Source organism: Nocardioides mangrovicus (assembly GCF_003674065.1).
Lineage (GTDB): Bacteria > Actinomycetota > Actinomycetes > Propionibacteriales > Nocardioidaceae > Marmoricola > Marmoricola mangrovicus.
Genome location: NZ_RDBE01000007.1, coordinates 466,128 through 482,457 on the forward strand (window position 1 = coordinate 466,128; position 16,330 = coordinate 482,457).

General features: G+C 72.2%; 16 protein-coding genes. 10 read left to right on the forward strand and 6 right to left on the reverse strand.

Annotation, left to right across the window (positions count from 1 at the left end):
• Positions 1-15 precede the first annotated feature (15 nt).
• The 8 genes from D9V37_RS11770 (at position 16) to D9V37_RS11805 (ending at position 8,199) form a co-directional block, all read left to right on the forward strand.
• Positions 16-627, forward strand: coding sequence for a DUF5998 family protein (locus D9V37_RS11770; protein ID WP_121806554.1), 612 nt, complete (start codon positions 16-18; stop codon positions 625-627).
• Positions 624-1,754: an alkaline phosphatase family protein gene (locus D9V37_RS11775; RefSeq protein ID WP_232524877.1), complete on the forward strand. Its 1,131-nt coding sequence runs from the start codon at positions 624-626 to the stop codon at positions 1,752-1,754. Before D9V37_RS11770 ends, D9V37_RS11775 begins: the two co-directional genes overlap by 4 nt.
• 87 nt (positions 1,755-1,841) lie before the next feature.
• Positions 1,842-3,032 carry an ROK family transcriptional regulator gene (locus tag D9V37_RS11780; RefSeq protein ID WP_121806324.1) on the forward strand — a complete coding sequence of 397 codons (1,191 nt, stop codon included), beginning with the start codon at positions 1,842-1,844 and terminating at the stop codon, positions 3,030-3,032.
• Positions 3,033-3,083: 51 nt separating this feature from the next.
• Complete coding sequence (locus D9V37_RS11785) at positions 3,084-4,460, forward strand: LLM class flavin-dependent oxidoreductase (protein WP_121806325.1); 1,377 nt, start codon at positions 3,084-3,086, stop codon at positions 4,458-4,460.
• Positions 4,461-4,499: 39 nt separating this feature from the next.
• Entirely contained in the window at positions 4,500-5,525 is a 1,026-nt protein-coding gene (locus D9V37_RS11790) for an ABC transporter substrate-binding protein (RefSeq protein ID WP_121806326.1), read from the forward strand.
• Positions 5,526-5,528: 3 nt separating this feature from the next.
• A complete protein-coding gene (locus D9V37_RS11795; RefSeq protein ID WP_121806327.1) occupies positions 5,529-6,344 on the forward strand; it encodes an ABC transporter ATP-binding protein in 816 nt (271 codons plus the stop codon).
• A complete protein-coding gene (locus D9V37_RS11800) occupies positions 6,337-7,167 on the forward strand; it encodes an ABC transporter permease (RefSeq protein WP_121806328.1) in 831 nt (276 codons plus the stop codon). The genes D9V37_RS11795 and D9V37_RS11800 overlap by 8 nt, the downstream gene beginning before the upstream one ends.
• A gap of 24 nt (positions 7,168-7,191) precedes the next feature.
• Positions 7,192-8,199 (forward strand): TauD/TfdA dioxygenase family protein, encoded by a 1,008-nt coding sequence (locus D9V37_RS11805; protein ID WP_121806329.1) that lies wholly within the window; start codon positions 7,192-7,194, stop codon positions 8,197-8,199.
• Here D9V37_RS11805 and D9V37_RS11810 read toward each other — a convergent pair.
• From D9V37_RS11810 to D9V37_RS11820, 3 genes are read right to left on the reverse strand one after another with little or no spacing between them, the layout of a single operon-like run.
• On the reverse strand, positions 8,176-8,859 hold the full coding sequence (locus tag D9V37_RS11810) for a TVP38/TMEM64 family protein (RefSeq protein WP_121806330.1): 684 nt from the start codon (positions 8,857-8,859) through the stop codon (positions 8,176-8,178). The genes D9V37_RS11805 and D9V37_RS11810 overlap by 24 nt on opposite strands.
• Positions 8,859-9,530 carry a thymidine kinase gene (locus tag D9V37_RS11815; protein ID WP_121806331.1) on the reverse strand — a complete coding sequence of 224 codons (672 nt, stop codon included), beginning with the start codon at positions 9,528-9,530 and terminating at the stop codon, positions 8,859-8,861. Before D9V37_RS11815 ends, D9V37_RS11810 begins: the two co-directional genes overlap by 1 nt.
• Before the next feature lie 16 nt (positions 9,531-9,546).
• A complete protein-coding gene (locus tag D9V37_RS11820) occupies positions 9,547-10,032 on the reverse strand; it encodes an HIT family protein (protein WP_121806332.1) in 486 nt (161 codons plus the stop codon).
• On the opposite strand from D9V37_RS11820, the gene D9V37_RS11825 reads away from it, so the two are divergent.
• Together D9V37_RS11825 and D9V37_RS11830 are read left to right on the forward strand one after the other, a co-directional pair.
• Complete coding sequence (locus D9V37_RS11825) at positions 10,031-10,873, forward strand: sulfurtransferase (protein WP_121806333.1); 843 nt, start codon at positions 10,031-10,033, stop codon at positions 10,871-10,873. The two genes, D9V37_RS11820 and D9V37_RS11825, sit on opposite strands and share 2 nt — an antisense overlap.
• Entirely contained in the window at positions 10,866-11,630 is a 765-nt protein-coding gene (locus D9V37_RS11830; protein ID WP_121806334.1) for a DUF72 domain-containing protein, read from the forward strand. Before D9V37_RS11825 ends, D9V37_RS11830 begins: the two co-directional genes overlap by 8 nt.
• A gap of 201 nt (positions 11,631-11,831) precedes the next feature.
• Here D9V37_RS11830 and D9V37_RS11835 read toward each other — a convergent pair whose 3' ends face one another.
• From D9V37_RS11835 to D9V37_RS11845, 3 genes are all read right to left on the reverse strand, one after another.
• Positions 11,832-13,856 (reverse strand): SDR family oxidoreductase, encoded by a 2,025-nt coding sequence (locus tag D9V37_RS11835; protein WP_121806335.1) that lies wholly within the window; start codon positions 13,854-13,856, stop codon positions 11,832-11,834.
• A gap of 46 nt (positions 13,857-13,902) precedes the next feature.
• Complete coding sequence (sepH, locus tag D9V37_RS11840) at positions 13,903-14,889, reverse strand: septation protein SepH (RefSeq protein WP_121806336.1); 987 nt, start codon at positions 14,887-14,889, stop codon at positions 13,903-13,905.
• Between the two features lie 101 nt (positions 14,890-14,990).
• Entirely contained in the window at positions 14,991-16,283 is a 1,293-nt protein-coding gene (locus D9V37_RS11845; RefSeq protein ID WP_121806337.1) for a D-arabinono-1,4-lactone oxidase, read from the reverse strand.
• Between the last annotated feature and the right edge of the window lie 47 nt (positions 16,284-16,330).

Consider the following 16,330-nt stretch of genomic DNA (forward strand, 5'->3'; position numbering starts at 1 on the left):
GCCAAGATGACCGGCATGCGCAGTCATGCGGTGACCGGGCGTGAGCACACGCCGCGCGACCGAGCCGGCGAGCTGGTCTCGGCCGTCGAGCAGACCGGGTACTACCCGGTGGTCGTCAACGAGGGCATCCGGGCCGCGGTGGCCGGCGAGCCGGTGGTCTCCTACCTGGTGCACCACGAGCCGACCATCGACCGCGACGAGGTGCGCCGTCACATCACGGTGGCCGTCTTGACCCCGACCCGGCTGGTCGTGGCCCACACCGACGAGCACCCGCCCGACGACCTGCTGCCCGAGCCCTACACCTCGACCTCCACCGAGGCCGTGGGCCTCTCGCAGGTTCGCTCGGTGGTGGTGAACCGGATGGTCGCCAACCCGGCCACGCCCGACGCGGCGCTGGACCGGCCGGCCGAGGCCGTGCTCACCATCGGCTGGGGCGGCGTCGCGCGCCTCGACCTCGAGCCGGCGATGTGCCAGGACCCCGAGTGCGACGCCGACCACGGCTACACCGGCGTGGTGGGCTCCGACGACTTCTCCATCCGCGTGTCCTCGGCGGCCGACGGGGCCGACGCCGTGGACGACCTGCTGGGCTTCGCCGAGTCGCTCTCGGAGAGCACCCAGGCCCGGTGATCCCCGCGATCGTCGAGCTGGTCGAGCCCGTCTACGGCGGGCGCACGCTGGCCGACGTCCTGCCTGCCGTCGGGGTCGCGCTGGGGGTGGACGCCGGCTTCGCGCCGGTGAGCCTCGAGCTGCCGCCGGCGCCGTCGTACGTGGTGATGCTGGTCGACGGCATGGGTCGCGAGCTGCTGGCCGCCCACCGCGACCACGCGCCGTACCTGAGCTCGCTGCTGGCGCGGTCCGAGCCGGGCACGGCCGGGGTGCCGTCGACCACCGCGACCTCGCTGACGTCGCTGGGCACGGCGCTGCCCCCCGGCGGCCACGGCATGGTCGGGTTCACCCAACGGGTGCCCGGCACCGAGCAGCTGCTCAACTCGCTGTTCTGGGACGCCGACGTCGACCCGCTGCAGTGGCAGCCGCACGAGACGGCCTTCGACCGGCTCTCGCGCGCCGGCGTGGTGACGACGGTAGTGAGCAAGCGCGAGTTCCGCGGCACCGGGCTCACCGTGGCCAGCCAGCGCGGCGCGGCCCTGGTGGGCGGCGACCACGTGGGGGAGCGGATCGCCTCGGCGGTGGCCGCCTCGGCCTACGCACCGTCCGTCACCTACGTCTACGAATCCGACCTGGACTGGACCGGCCACCGCTTCGGTGTCGACTCCCCGGCCTGGCGACAGCAGCTCATCACCATCGACGCCCAGGTCGAGCAGCTGCGCGAAGCGCTGCCGCCGTCGACGCGGCTGGTGGTGGTGGCCGACCACGGCATGGTCGACACCGGCCCGGAGCACCAGGTCGACGTCGACGAGACCCCGGGCCTGCGCGACGGCGTCGCCCTGCTCGGCGGCGAGGCCCGCTTCCGCCACGTCTACGCCGCACCGGGAGCCGCAGCCGACGTCGCCGCCACCTGGGCCGAGGTGCTGGCCGACCGCGCGCTGGTGCTCCCGCGCGAGGAGGCGATCGCGCGCGGCTGGTTCGGCGCGGTGGAGGACCGCGTGGCGCCGCGCCTCGGCGACGTCGTGGCGGCGGCCGGCGACCGGACGGCGCTGGTCTCCTCGGCCGACTTCCCCTACGAGATGAAGCTGATCGGCATGCACGGCTCGCTCACGCCTGCGGAGATGTTGATCCCGGTGCTCGTGGACTGAGGCGCCGGTCCGTTCCCCATGGTGCCTGGGGAGGCGACCCACTGGGACGGTCGCGGCGCGGCGGCTAACTCTTGTTAGTCTCCTGAAATGGTTCGGTTAGCGCCCGGGCAGCCACGCCCGTCGACGACGACCCGACGAGCGGACCTGCCCGCGCAGCGACCCGCCCTGCGCGGTGACTCCTCTGCTGCGGTGCTGCGAGCCGTGCTCGACCACGGTCCCATCGCCCGGAGCAACCTGGCCCGGCTGGCCGGGCTCTCGGCGGCCTCGGTGAGCAACCTGGCCGCCGGGCTGCTCGAGCGCGGGCTGGTGCGCGAGGTGCCGGAGGCCGCGGGTCCGCCCGGGTTCGGCCGGCCGCACGTGCCGCTGGACCTCGAGATCGACCGGCTGGGGGCAATCGGCGTCCACGTGGCCGTCTCGCACGTGACGGTGGCGCTGCTCGACCCACGCGGGCGGATCGTCGAGGGCTGCGAGCTGCCTCACGAGGGCCCGAGTCCGGCGCAGGTGACGGCCGGCATCGCCGAGCAGGTCGCCCGGTTGCGCGCTGCGCACCCCGAGCGGCAGGTGCTCGGCGTCGGGGTCGCCGTCGGCGGCTGGGTCGATGCCGAGGCCGGTGTCGTCGTGGACCACCCGGTGCTCGGTTGGCACGACGTGCCCCTGCAGGCGCCGGTCGCCGCAGCGACCGGGTTGGCGACCTTCGTGGAGGGTCACAGCCGCGGGCTGCTGCGCGCCGAGCAGCTCTTCGGGCGGCACGCCGAGCGGGCGCGCCGCAGTGCGGTGCACCTCTTCGTGGGCAACGTCGTCGACGTCGCGTTCTCCCTCGACGGTCGCGTCCACGAGGGCCCTCGCTCGGCGTCGGGCCGCGTGGGCTGGCTGCAGGACGCCGTGTCGGGCCAGGGCCTGCTCGCCCGGGCCGCCGCTCTGGGTGTCGCGGCCAGGCACGAGGGCGAGCTGCGGGTCCTCGCCGAGGACGACGACCGGCTGCTGGAGCTGTTCACCGAGCGCTCGCGCGAGATTGGCCGAGCGGTGGCGACCCTGGTCGACCTGTTCGACCCCGAGGTGCTCATGGTCTTCGAGCCCGGCTTCTGCTGGTTGCCGACGGTGCGCGAGGCGCTGCTGGCCGAGCTGGCCGGGCTGGGCGGGCTGGCCGACGCCACCGACGTCGTGGTGCCCTCCAGCTTCGCGGCCGCGTCGCTGGCGGTGGCCGGCGGTGGCATCGTCCTCGACCGGCTCTACGCCGACCCGACCAGTGTGACGCGCGTCGCGGCGACATCGACTTAGTTCAGTGCGCGGCATTGTTGCCTAGTATTACTACTGACTTAGTCTTATTAAATGCCTGAGACGCCGACCCGCCAGCTCCGCCTCAACGCCTTCCTGCACGACACCGGTCACCACGAGGCCTCGTGGCGCCATCCCGACAGCGCCGTCGAGCACATCGCCGACATCGCCTGGTACCAGGACATCGCCCGTCGGGTGGAGGCGGCGAAGCTCGACGCGGTCTTCCTCGCCGACAGCCCCGCGTGGTACGGCACCGGCTACCGCCCCAGCAACCAGTTCGAGCCGATCACGCTGCTCACCGCGCTGGCGACGGTCACCGAGCGCATCGGGCTGATCTCCACGGCGTCGACCTCGTTCTACGAGCCGTTCAACCTCGCGCGGCTCTTCGCCAGCCTCGACACGATCTCCGGCGGCCGGGCGGGCTGGAACGTCGTCACCACCTACAACGAGGACGCCGCGCACAACTTCGGCCTCGACGGCGTGCCCGGCAACGAGGAGCGGTACGCGCGAGCCCAGGAGTTCCTCGACGTCGTCACCCGCCTCTGGGACAGCTGGGAGGACGACGCGGTGGTGGCCGACCGCGCGAGCGGCGACTACGTCGACACCTCCAAGGTGCACCGCATCGACCACGCCGGGCGGTACCTGAAGGTGAGGGGCCCGTTCTCGAGCCCGCGGACGCCGCAAGGCCGGCCGGTCTACGTGCAGGCCGGCTCCTCCAACGCCGGCCGCGCCTTCGCCGCGCGCAACGCCGAGGCCATCTTCACCGCCCACCAGACGCTCGGCGACGCCCAGGCCTTCTACGACGACATCAAGTCCCGCGCGGTCTCGCTGGGCCGCGACCCGGGCCACGTGCTCGTGCTGCCCGGCATCAGCCCGTTCATCGCCGACACCGCGACCCAGGCCGAGGAGCTCTACCAGTACGTCAACGGGCTCACCGTGCCCGAGTTCGGGCTCGGCCAGCTGGAGAAGATCGCCGGCACCTCGCTGCACCACCTGGAGCTCGACGAGCGCGTGCCGGCCGAGCTGTTCGGCGGCGCGGGCAACGTACTGGACAACCAGCGCAGCCGCACGCAGGTCGTCGCCAACATCGTCGAGCGCGACCGGCCGACGCTGCGTGAGCTGCTGCACCGGCTCGCGGGCGGCCGCGGGCACAACGTCGTCCACGGCACGCCGGTGCAGGTCGCCGACGTCATCCAGACCTGGTTCGAGAACCGCGCCGCCGACGGCTTCAACATCATGCCGCCGCTCTACCCGCAGCTCCTCGACGCCTTCACCGAGAAGGTCGTCCCGATCCTGCAGGACCGCGGCCTGTTCCGCACCGAGTACACCGGTTCGACGTTGCGTGAGCACTACGGACTCCCACGGCCCGCCAGCGGCTACGCCGGCTCGTGGCCGCTGAGCGCCGACCTGCCGCTCGCCGGCGCCCGCTGACCCACCACCACCCCATCCATCCACGGACAGAGGACAGCCATGCCCACGACTGGCCGACCACGACGTCTCGCCACCCTGGCCGCGTCCCTCCTGCTCGCCGTCGGCGCGCTCAGCGGCTGCGGTGGCCAGAGCGGTGAGACCACGACGATCCGCTACCAGTCCCAGGCCGGCGGTGTCGACGTCATCCAGCTCGCCGACGCCCTGGGCTACCTCAAGGGGCTGAAGCTGAAGAAGATCGGCGACGTCACCGGCGGCCCGCAGAGCGTGCAGGCGCTGACCAGCCGGCAGATCGACATCAGCGCCAGCTGCTTCTTCGGCTCCATCGCCCAGGTGGTGGCCACCGGCGCGCCGATCAAGGCCGTGGTCTCGACCTACGGCTCGAACCAGAAGATCAGCTCGCAGACGGTCACGCTGGCCGGATCTTCGATCACGGACGCGAAGGCGCTCATCGGCAAGAAGGTCGCCGTCAACACCCTCGGGGCCAACGCCGAGGCCGTGCTCGACACCTGGCTGGAGAAGAGCGGGCTGTCGAAGAGCCAGATCAAGCAGGTGACGCTGGTGCCGCTGCCGCCGCTGAACATGATCCAGGCGCTGCAAGGACACCAGGTCGACGCCGCCGTCATCGGCAGCGGGACGGTCAAGGCCGCGGAGTCGACCGGCGTCAAGCTGCAGCCGCTGGTCAAGGACACCGACGTCGTCGGCGACTACAACGGCGGCGGCGCCGCGATGATGGACCAGTTCCTCAAGCAGAACCCGACGACGTCGCGCACGCTCGTGACCGGGGTGGCCAAGGCCGTGCGGTACATCGAGAGCCACGACCGCGCCGAGGTGCTGAAGGTCTACGACGCCTGGCTGCGCAAGAACGGCTACGCCGGCTACGTCGAGGCCGTCGACCAGAACTGGGCCGGCACCACCGGCGTGGCGACGTCGACGACTGCGGCCATCAAGGACAAGGACGTCTCGATCTGGCTCGACTGGCTGAGCTCACGAGGCGACGTCGACCCCACGAAGATCAAGGACAGCGACGTCTACACCAACCAGTACAACGACCTGGCGAAGGGCTGACTGATGAGTTCACGGATCGAGCTGCACGGCGTCGGGCAGGTGTTCTCCGTCCGCAGCGAGGAGGATCGCAGCCGGCGCGACTTCGTCGCGCTGGACGGCGTCGACCTAAGAGTCGAGGCGGGAGAGTTCCTCACGCTGGTCGGGCCGTCGGGATGCGGCAAGTCGACCATCCTCGACCTGGTGGCGGGGCTGAGCCGGCCGACCTCGGGCACGGTCCGGGTCGACGGTCGCGAGGTCACCGAGCCGGGCCCCGACCGCAGCGTGGTCTTCCAGCAGTACACCCTCCTGCCGTGGCGCACGGCGCTGGGCAACATCGAGTTCGCGCTCGAGGCGACGACGGACCACAAGCGCGCCGAGCGCACCGAGCGAGCCCGCCGCTACCTCGACCTCGTGGGGCTGAAGGAGTTCGCCCACCGGTACCCCCACGAGCTGTCCGGCGGCATGAAGCAGCGCATCGCCATCGCGCGCTCGTTGTCCTACGAGCCGGGAGTGCTGCTGATGGACGAGCCGTTCGGCGCCCTGGACGCCCAGACCCGCGAGCGGCTGCAGGAGGAGCTGGTCGAGATCTGGCAGCGCACCGGCACCACGGTCGTCTTCATCACCCACGACATCGACGAGGCGGTCTACCTCGGCCAGCGGGTCGCGGTGATGAGCAACCGGCCCGGCTCGATCCGCACCGTGGTCGACATCAGGCTCGACCACCGCGTCGGCGACGACACCGACGTCCGCGGCACCCAGCGCTTCGCCGGCTACCGGCACGAGATCTGGACGCTGCTGCGTGAGGGCGCCCGGCGGTCGGAGGTGGCCTCCGTTGCCTAGCGCCATCGCCGAACGCACCACGTCCGGACTCAACCCACGACAGGCCTCCTCGGCCCGGGTGGTCGCCTCGACGGCCCGCCTCGGCCGCATCGGGCGGGGCGTGCTGGGAGTTCTCATCCTGGCCCTGGTCTGGGAGGTGGTGCCCCAGCTGGGACTGATCAACGACTACTTCCTGCCGCCGCTGCACAAGGTGCTGGCGGCGTGGTGGGAGATGCTCGGCAACGGTGAGCTGCTGCGGAACCTGCGCGCCAGCGTCGTCCGCTCGGTCGCCGGTTTCTCGCTGGCCACGGCCGTGGCGATCCCGACCGGCGTCGCGATCGCCTGGTACCGGCCGGTGCGCGAGCTGCTCACCGCCCCGCTCGAAGTGTTCCGCAACACCGCCGCGCTCGCGCTGCTGCCGGCGTTCAGCCTGATCCTGGGGATCGGTGAGACCTCGAAGATCGCCATCGTCACCTACGCCTGCTTCTTCCCGGTGCTCCTCAGCACGGTGAGCGGCGTCGCGACGGTCGACCAGCAGCTGCTGCGCTCGGCACGGGTGCTCGGCCTCGGGCCGGTGGCCACGTTCCGCAAGGTCGTCTTCCCGGCCGCGGTGCCGACGATCTTCACCGGCATCCGGATCTCCGGGGCCGCCGCCATCCTCGTGCTCATCGCGGCCGAGCTGGTCGGCGCGACCGCCGGGCTGGGCTTCCTCATCAACTACACGCAGCTGAACTTCCTCATCCCGCAGATGTACGCCGCGATCCTCACCACCACCCTGCTCGGCCTCGCCGTCACCTACGGCCTGGTCGCGCTCGAGCGCCGGTTCTCCCGCTGGCGCGCCTGACCCCACACCCAGAGAGGAACGACCATGACCGCACAGCTCGACCTGCTCGAGACCGACCGGCCCGAGATCCACGTCGTCGACAGCGAGGACATCGCCACGCAGGCGCTGCCCGAGCCCGGCTACGAGACCATCGCCGTCCGCAAGGTCGGCGCCCACATCGGCGCGCAGGTGAGCGGCGTCCGCATCGGCGCGGACGTCCCTGCCGACCAGGTCGCCGAGGTCAAGCGCGCGCTGGCCGCCCACCAGGTGATCTTCCTGCGCGGACAGCACCACGCCGGCGACGCCGACCAGCAGGCCTTCGCGGCGCTGCTGGGCACGCTGACCAAGCCCCACCCCACGGTGGCCGGCGACGGCGACGCCGTGCTGCCGATCGACTCCGACCACAGCAAGGCCACCAGCTGGCACACCGACGTCACCTTCGTCGACCGCATCCCCGCGGCCTCGCTGCTGCGCGCCGTCGAGCTGCCGCCGTACGGCGGCACGACGATCTGGGCCAACACCACCCGCGCCTACGAGCAGCTCTCGCCCGCCCTCAAGGCTCTGGTCGAGCGGCTCTGGGCCGTGCACTCCAACCTCTACGACTATGCCGCCGACGTCGACGAGAAGCGGGTCGGCGGCATCGACGTCAAGGAGGAGGCCTACCGCGCGGAGTTCCGCCACGTCGAGTACGAGACCGAGCACCCGGTGGTGCGGGTGCACCCGGTGACCGGCGAGCGCACCCTGCTGCTGGGCCACTTCGTCCGCCGGTTCGTGGGCCTGTCCACGCAGGACTCCGAGGATCTGTTCCGGCTGCTGCAGCGCCACGTCGAGCGTCCGGAGAACACCGTGCGCTGGAGCTGGCGGGCAGGCGACCTTGCCATCTGGGACAACCAGGCCACCGAGCACCGCGCCGTCGACGACTACGACGACCAGCACCGGGTGCTGCACCGCATCACTCTGGCCGGCGACGTGCCCGTCAGCGTCGACGGCGTCCGCAGCACCCCGCGCAAGGGCGACGCCAGCCACTTCTCACCCGTCGCCGCCCAGGTCTGAGGCGCTCACGGCCTGCGTCTCGTCCTGCGCGCGCCGGTGCCGCGCGCGCAGGCCGAGCAGGCCGGAGGTCAAGATCACCACGCCGCCGAGCACGGCGAACGGCCACGAGACCGGCGTCGCTCCGAGGCTGCCGAACACGACGTAGGCCGAGATGCTCGGCACCACGCCGACGAGCGTGGTCACCGTGAACACGGGCAGCCGCAGGCCGGTGAGGCCGAAGAGGTAGTTGACGCTGGTGTAGGGGATGACCGGGAACAACCGGGCGAGAAGCACCGCGACGAAGCCGTGGGCGGCGACCCGGTCGTCCAGCTCGCGGGCCCGGTCGGACTCCATCCCACGCACCGGCGAGCGGCCCAGCCTGCGCGCGATGGCGAAGGCCAGCGTGGCTCCACCGACGGCTCCCACCAGCACCAGGGGGATGCCGGCCGCGATGCCGAACACCGCTCCGCCGGCGACCGAGAACGGCGCCTTCGGGATCGGTACCAACGCGACGGCCACGTAGGAGGCCACGAACCCGGGGGCGGCCCACGGGCCGAGACCGTCGACCCAGTGCCGCACCTGCAGCGTGCTGACGCCGTAGCGAGCCTGCACGAACACGTAGAGCGCCACCACCGCCAGCAGCAGCGCCAGCCTGAGGGCGAGCCGGCGGCGGGCGGTCATCACTCCCCGAACGGCTGGTCGAACGGGAGGGGCTCGCTGACCAGCGACACCGCGCGGGCGCGGGCGGCGGTCATGCGGCGCCGGTGGTGCTGGCGGCACAGCACCTCGTAGCCGACCTCGGGCGGCTGCTGGGCCGAGGGGTCCTCGACGTCGCCGACCACGATGACCTCGCCCTCGGTGACCATCTCGCCGTTCTCGGTGCGGGCGTTGTGGGTGGCCCGGCGTCCGCACCAGCACAACGCCTCGACCTGGAGCACGTTGGTACGGTCGGCCAGCTCCACCAGGCGCGCGCTGCCGGGGAACAAGACGGTGCGGAAGTCGGTGAGGATGCCGAAAGCGAACACGTCGATCTGCAGCTCGTCGACCACCCGCGCCAGCTGGTCGATCTGCGACGGCTCGTAGAACTGCGCCTCGTCGCACACCAGGTAGTCGATGCGTGCGCCGCCGGTGAGCTGGTCGACGACGTAGCGCCAGAAGTCGAACCCGCCGCCGACCTCGATGGCGTCGTGGGTCAGCCCCAGGCGCGACGACAGCGTCGCGGCGCCGGCCCGGTCGTGGGTGGTGAAGATGCGCCCGATCCGGCCCCGGACGTGGTGGTTGTGGTTGGTCTGCAGCGCGAGCGTGCTCTTCCCGGAGTCCATCGTCCCAGTGAAGAACTGCAGCTCGGCCACGCGGGCGATCCTTCCATCACCCCGACAAGACGACGGCCAGCGCCGCGCGCAGCTCGGCGTGCTGCGGCCCGAGGGCCGTCGCGGGGTCCTGCCACCGCTCGTGCGGGTAGAGCCAGACCGGGTGGCCCACCAGCTCGGGTGGCTCCCAGTCGTAGCGCGGCCACACGTGGGCGTGCAGGAAGGGGTCGGTGTTGCCGAGGATCTCCAGGTTCACGCGACGAAAGGCCGGGTCCAGGGCCCCGCAGACCTGCTCAACGGCGGACCCGAGCCGCTCCATCGAGGCCAGGAAGGCCAGCCGGGCGTCCGGGGCGAGATCGCTCAGCCGCGTCGCGGCGGGGTCGTCGCTGAGCAGCACGCAGTACCCCGGCAGCCACTGCACGTCGCCGATGACGGCGAACGCCGCCGGCAGCCGCGCCAGCACCGTGGGGTTCTCACCGCGCAGCGCCGATCCGATCCGGTCCTCGCGGAAGTCCACCGGCTCACCCTGGCACGATCGGGCCATGCATCCGCTCATCAGCGCCGCCGAGCTCGCCGAGCGCCTCGAGGAGGTCACCGTCCTCGACGTCCGCTACCGGATGGGCGGGCCGCCCGGGGCACAGGAGTACGCGCGCGGGCACGTCGCGGGCGCGGTGTACGTCGACCTCGACGCCGACCTGGCCGCGGCGCCGCACGGGCGGGACGGGCGGGAGGGGCAGGAGGGGCAGGAGGGGCAGGGGCGTCACCCGCTGCCGGACCCCGGCGACCTCCAGGCGGCGATGCGCCGCGCCGGGGTGCGTCAGGACCGTCCCGTGGTGGTCTACGACGACTGGGGCGGGCGGGCGGCGGCCCGCTGCTGGTGGCTGCTGCGCTGGGCGGGCAAGGACGACGTACAGGTGCTCGACGGCGGCTGGCCGGCCTGGAACGGGCCGGTGCAGGAGGGCGCACCGGCATCCGTCGAGCCCGGCGACCTGGTGGTGCGACCGGGGCAGCAGCCGGCGCTGGGGCCCGACGAGGTGCGGGACTGGGACGGCGTGCTGGTCGACGCCCGCGCGCCGGAGCGCTTCCGCGGCGACGTCGAGCCGGTCGATCCGGTGGCCGGGCACGTCCCCGGCGCGGTCAACGTCCCGACCGAGACCAACCTGAGCGCCGACGGCCGGTTCCGGCCGGCCACCCAGATCGCGGCGCTCTACGCGGCGGGCGGTGTGGACGGCTCGGCGCCCGTGGCGGTCTACTGCGGCAGCGGGGTGACCGCCTGCCACGACGTGCTCGCCCTCGAGCTCGCCGGCATCCCCGCGGTGCTCTACCCGGGTTCGTGGAGCGGCTGGGTCAGCGACCCCGACCGCCCCGTGGCCACCGGTGGCTGAGGTCCGGGTCGGCGTCTCCGGCTGGACCTACGCGCCCTGGCGCGGCGACTTCTACCCAAAGGGCCTGCGGCAGCGCGACGAGCTCGCCTACGCCGCGGCCCGGCTCACCGCGATCGAGATCAACGGCTCCTTCTACGCCCTGCAGAAGCCGGAGTCCTACCGGCGCTGGCGCGAGGAGACACCGGACGACTTCGTCTTCGCGCTCAAGGGCAGTCGCTTCATCACCCACATGAAGAAGCTCGCCGACCCCGCGGAGCCGCTGCGCCGCTTCTTCGAGGGGGTCTGGGAGCTCGGGCCGAAGCTCGGGCCGGTGCTGTGGCAGCTGCCGCAGACCCACTCCTTCGACCCCGAGCGGCTCGATGCCTTCTTCGCCGCCGTCCCGCGGGAGAGCCCGGAGGGACGGCCCGTGCGTCACGCGCTGGAGTTCCGCAGCCCCACCTTCGCCACCTCGCAGGCCTACGACCTGCTGCGTCGCCACGATGTGGCCGTCGTGCTGGCCGACACCGCAGGCCGGTGGCCCCGGGTCGAAGAGGACACGGCCGGCTTCCGCTACGTGCGGCTGCACGGCGACCAGGAGCTCTACGCCAGCGGCTACGACGCCGCCGCGCTGGAGCGCTGGGCGGCCACCGTCTCCGACTGGGCGCAGCGGCAAGACGTCTTCGTCTTCTTCGACAACGACATCAAGGGCTACGCCCCGCGCGACGCCATGGGGCTCATCGAACGGCTGGCGCCGGGCCGAGGTGCCCAGAACAGCTGAGGCGTCGCGTCCTCGCTCGTCTGGGCCGCTGAGGCGTCGCGTCCTCGCTCGTCCAGGTCCGTCGAGACGTCGCGCTTCGTTGTTGTGCCGAGACGTCGCATCCCGCGGGTCGTGGAGGGCGCTTCGCGCGGCGGGCGACCCGCACGATCCGACGTCTCGGCTCCATTCACTGGTGAGCTCAGCTGCCTGCGGCAGCTGCGCTCACCAGTGAATGCCGCGCAGCAGCTTGGCCAGCGCGATCTGCTCGCCCTGGGACTTCCCGACCCCGTCGGCGCCCCGACCCTCGACGTTCCGGGCAGCAGCGGAGTCCGGGAAGACCTGGTAGGCCAGGTGCAGCACCCGGAACGCCGTCTTCGGGGCGACGGTGTGGGCGACGGCACCGAGGTTGCCCAGCGCGGTGTTGATCTCGTGCGGCCGGTCGACCAAGGCGTCGAGCACCTTCTCTGCCGCCTGCGCCGGGCTGATGGTCGGGAACCGGTCGTAGAGCTTGGTGGGCGCGATCATCGGCGTCCGCACCAGCGGCATGTGGATGGAGGTGAAGGAGATCCCGTAGCCGACCAGCTCGGAGGCGACGACGTTGCTCCAGGAGTCCAGCGCCGACTTCGAGGCGACGTAGGCGGAGAAGCGCGGCGGGTTGGTCTGCACACCGATCGAGGACACGTTGACGATGTGGCCGCTGTGCTGCTCGCGCATCCGGGGCAGCAGCCCGATCACCATCCGGATGGCGCCGAAGTAGTTGAGCTGCATGGTGCGCTCGAAGTCGTGGAAGCGGTCCTCCGACAGCTTCAGCGAGCGCCGGATCGAGCGGCCGGCGTTGTTGACGACGTAGTCGACGTGCTCGAAGTCCTCACTGATCTGCTTGGTCAGCGAGTCGATGGCGTCGAGGTCGGAGAGGTCGCACGGGTAGACGTAGGCCTCGCCGTGCTGGGACTCGATCAGGTCGCGCAGCGCCTCGAGCTTCTCGCGGCCGCGCGCCACCAGGATCGGGACGCCGCCGACCTTGGCCACCTTGATCGCGGTGACCCGGCCGATGCCGGAGGAGGCACCGGTGATGACGACCGTCTTGCCCGAGAGCGCCTCGACCGCGCCCCGGTTGCTGCGCACCGAGTCGTCCAGGACGTCCTCCCACCACGCCCACAGCACGGAGGCGTAGCCCTCCAGCAACGGCACCGAGAGCCCGGAGCCGGCCAAGGCCTTCTCGGTACGCCGGCTGGCGAAGACCGAGGGGAAGGTGACGTGCCCGACGACTGCCGGAGGGATGCCGAGGCGGCCGATGGTCTGCTCCAGCGCGATCCGGCCCAGGTCGGAGTGCAGCACCTGGTCGACGATGGTCCGCGGACGCAGGAGGCGCGGCAGCAGCCCAGGCGGCACCAGCCGCTGGGTGGTGGTCCGGTCGACGGGCACCGCGAACTGCGGCGCCCCGGCGGCCGCGGAGAGCGTGTTGACCACCTCGACCAACGGCTGCGGCTCGGGGTTGACCAGGTGGAAGGTCTCGCCGTCCAGATCGGGCACGTGGGCCAGGTGGTCCATCGCCTTGGCCACGTAGTCGACCGGCACCAGGTTGGTGTCGCCGAGGTCGACACCGACCAGCGGCAGCCAGGCCGGGAGCACGTCGCGCACCCGCTTGAGCACGCCGAAGAAGTAGTAGGGCCCGTCGACCTTGTCCATCTCGCCGGTCTCGGAGTGCCCCACGACGATGGCCGGGCGGTAGACCCGCCACGGCACCGCCTGCTGCTGGCGCACCAGCTTCTCGGACTCGAACTTCGTGCGGTGGTAGGGCGAGGGGAGGCGCTGCCCCTCGTCGAACATGGTCTCGTCGAAGGTGCCCTCGTAGTCACCGGCCGCCGCGACCGAGGAGACCTGGTGGAAGCAACCGACGTCGAGAGCCTGCGCCAGCGCTAGCGCCTCGCGGGTGCCGCCGACGTTCAGCTCCTCGTTCATCTCATCGGAGGCCGTCATGTCGTAGATCGCCGCGACGTGGAAGAGGTGGTCGATCGAGCCGGCGTGCTCGGCCACCCAGGCCGGGTCGACACCGAGGCCCTCGGCGCCCAGGTCGCCCTCGACCGCGACCACCCGATCCGTGCCGAGCTGGCGGGCGAGCACGTCGATCTTTTGCTGAGAGCCCTCGCGCACCAGGCAGAACACCTGGCCGTCTCGATGGTCGACCAGCTCGCGCACCAGGTGCCGCCCGATGAACCCGGTCGCGCCGGTCACGAAGTACGCCATGGGCGACAGGCTAGGCGGACGGGTCGAGGAGGACTACCTCTTGCGGCTACTCGCCGCGGCCGCCGCCGAACATGATCTCGTCCCAGCTGGGCACCGAGGCGCGCCGGTTCTTCCGGCCGGGTGTGGACTCGGGGCGGGGCAGCTGGGTGGGTGGCCGCGGTGGCTCGTCCTGCGCGGCAGGTTCCTCGGCGACCGGCTCGGTCGTCGAGGCGTCGTCGGCCGGCTCCTCAGCCGCCGGCTCCACCTCCACGGTGGGCTCCACGGTGTGCTCGACGGTGGGCTCGACATGCTGCCGGGGCACCGAGGCGATCCAGTCGGCGTCGCCGTGCGAGACCAGCTCGATGGCGTCGTCACCGAGCTCGGCGTCGACGCCCGCACGCGGTGCCGGAGCCAGCCGCAGGCCCTCGGGGGCCGCCTCGGTGGTGGCGGCCCGACCACGAGCGGCGCCGTCGCCGACGAGCCAGCGACCCTCGTCGTCCTCGGCGGTGACGAAGTGGCCGGGCTGGTCGAAGACGAAGCGGGCCAGCCGCGACTCGGCGTCGTGGTGGTAGGCGGCGGTGAGCACCCAGCGGCCGTCCTCGCGCCGCCAGGCGTCCCACTCGATCGACTCGGGGTCGACGCCCTCCTCGCGCAACCGGACGGCCGCCGCGGGGCCGAGAGTGCGCACCTGACCGCCGGCGTCGCCGCTGCGGCGTCGCACGGACGCGGTCTGGGCGTTGCGCGCCACGTGGGCGCGCTCGGCCAGCACCGGCCCGGCGAAGATCATGACCTTCTCCACCGACGTGCCGGCGACGGCGGCGACGTCCTCGGCCGACTCGCCCGCACGGATGCGGGACTGGATGTCGCGGGGTCGCAGCGTGCTCTCCACCGTCGGCTCCTTCCTGGTGAGCTGCCTCTCCGCCTGCTGGAGAGAGACGCCCAGCGTCTCCCGGAGCCGGTCGTCGATGGGGACCGCGTACTCCTCACCGTGTCCGTCCACCAGGACCAGCACCTTGCCGCCCCCGGTGAGCCTCACTGGTGTGAGGTCCCGCATCGTCGTTCCTACTCCTTCGTCCGCCTTGTCGCGACCCTACTGGCAAGCACAGGCCATCTCGTGCAAGCAGACACGCCGTGTCGGGTGTGACCTCGCCCAGCTCAGGGGCCGAGGACCCGGGTGAGGTAGTCGTTGCCGAAGACCCGCTCGGGGTCGAGCTTGTCGCGCCAAGCTGCCACGTCGTCCCACGCCGGGTAGGCGGGGGCCAGGTCGGCGGCCGTGCGGGTGTGCATCTTGCCCCAGTGCGGCCGGCCGTCGTGGGCGCGGAGCACCTGCTCCACCTCGGTGAAGTACGCGGTGTGGTCGGTGCGGTGGTTCACGTGGCAGGCCAGGTAGACGGTGTCGCGCCCGACGGCGGTGGACAGCGCGACGTCGTCGGCCGGGGCGTAGCGCACCTCCACGGGGAAGGAGATCCGCCACCCGCGGGCCTCGACGAGCCGACGCAGCTCGGCCAGCGCGCTCATGCCCGCCTCGGCCGGCACGGCGTACTCCATCTCCTTGAACCGCACCCGCCGTGGGCTGGTGAAGACCCGGTGCGCGACATCGGCGTACCGGCGCTCGCCCAGGGCCTGCGCCGAGACCTTCGCCAGCGGCGGCACCAGACCCGGTGCGGCGTCACCGAGCCGCTGCACCCCACCGAAGAGGGAGTTGGCCATCAGCTCGTCCTCGAGCAGCCGGCGCCAGCGGGGGAGCGGCGCCGAGCGCTCCTCGGGCACGCGGTCGTTGCGCTTGACCGAGAGCCGGTCGGTGTGGGGGAACCAGTACATCTCGTAGTAGTCGTGGGCGGCCACCTCCTCGGCGAAGGTCGCCAGCGCCCGGTCCCACCGCATCGGCGCCTCGTGCGCGTGCAGGGTGAACCGCTCCTCGACGGCGAGCGTGAGGCTGGTCAGCACGCCGAGGGCGCCCAGGCCGACGCGCGCGACGGCGAACAGCTCGGGCTGGCTCTCGGCGTCGACCCGCAGCACGCTGCCGTCGCCGGTGACCAGCTCCATCGCCACGACCTGCGCGGCGAGCCCGGCCGTGCGCCCGCCGGTGCCGTGGGTGCCGGTCGAGACCGCTCCGGCCAGCGTCTGGGCGTCGATGTCGCCCATGTTGTGCAGGGAGAGACCCAGCCGGGTCAGGGTGAGGTTGAGCTCGCGCAGGCCCGTTCCGGCCAGCGCGGTGACGGTCATCGCCTCGCGGTCGACCGCGGTGATGCCGCGCAGCAGGTCGGGTCGCAGCATGACGCCGTCGGTGGCGGCGACCGCGGTGAAGGAGTGGCCCGAGCCGACCATCCGGACGGCGAGACCCTCCTCGCGGGCGCCGACGATCGCGGCAGCCACCTCGGCGGCATCGCGCGGCGCGAGCACGCGGCGGGGGCGGGCGACCACGGTTCCGCTCCAGTTGCTCCACACGTCTCCCGAGGATAGGCCGTGGCGCGTGCGCTTCGGCGGCCTTTCTA

Bases quoted from the DNA above. Each gene is read 5' to 3' on its own strand.
- D9V37_RS11770 (WP_121806554.1), top strand. From the start codon at position 16: ATGCGCAGTCATGCGGTGACCGGGCGTGAGCACACGCCGCGCGACCGA.
- D9V37_RS11780 (WP_121806324.1), top strand. From the start codon at position 1,842: ATGGTTCGGTTAGCGCCCGGGCAGCCACGCCCGTCGACGACGACCCGA.
- D9V37_RS11785 (WP_121806325.1), top strand. From the start codon at position 3,084: ATGCCTGAGACGCCGACCCGCCAGCTCCGCCTCAACGCCTTCCTGCAC.
- D9V37_RS11790 (WP_121806326.1), top strand. From the start codon at position 4,500: ATGCCCACGACTGGCCGACCACGACGTCTCGCCACCCTGGCCGCGTCC.
- D9V37_RS11795 (WP_121806327.1), top strand. From the start codon at position 5,529: ATGAGTTCACGGATCGAGCTGCACGGCGTCGGGCAGGTGTTCTCCGTC.
- D9V37_RS11805 (WP_121806329.1), top strand. From the start codon at position 7,192: ATGACCGCACAGCTCGACCTGCTCGAGACCGACCGGCCCGAGATCCAC.
- D9V37_RS11810 (WP_121806330.1), bottom strand. From the start codon at position 8,859: ATGACCGCCCGCCGCCGGCTCGCCCTCAGGCTGGCGCTGCTGCTGGCG.
- D9V37_RS11825 (WP_121806333.1), top strand. From the start codon at position 10,031: ATGCATCCGCTCATCAGCGCCGCCGAGCTCGCCGAGCGCCTCGAGGAG.
- D9V37_RS11820 (WP_121806332.1), bottom strand. From the start codon at position 10,032: ATGGCCCGATCGTGCCAGGGTGAGCCGGTGGACTTCCGCGAGGACCGG.
- D9V37_RS11835 (WP_121806335.1), bottom strand. From the start codon at position 13,856: ATGGCGTACTTCGTGACCGGCGCGACCGGGTTCATCGGGCGGCACCTG.
- sepH (WP_121806336.1), bottom strand. From the start codon at position 14,889: ATGCGGGACCTCACACCAGTGAGGCTCACCGGGGGCGGCAAGGTGCTG.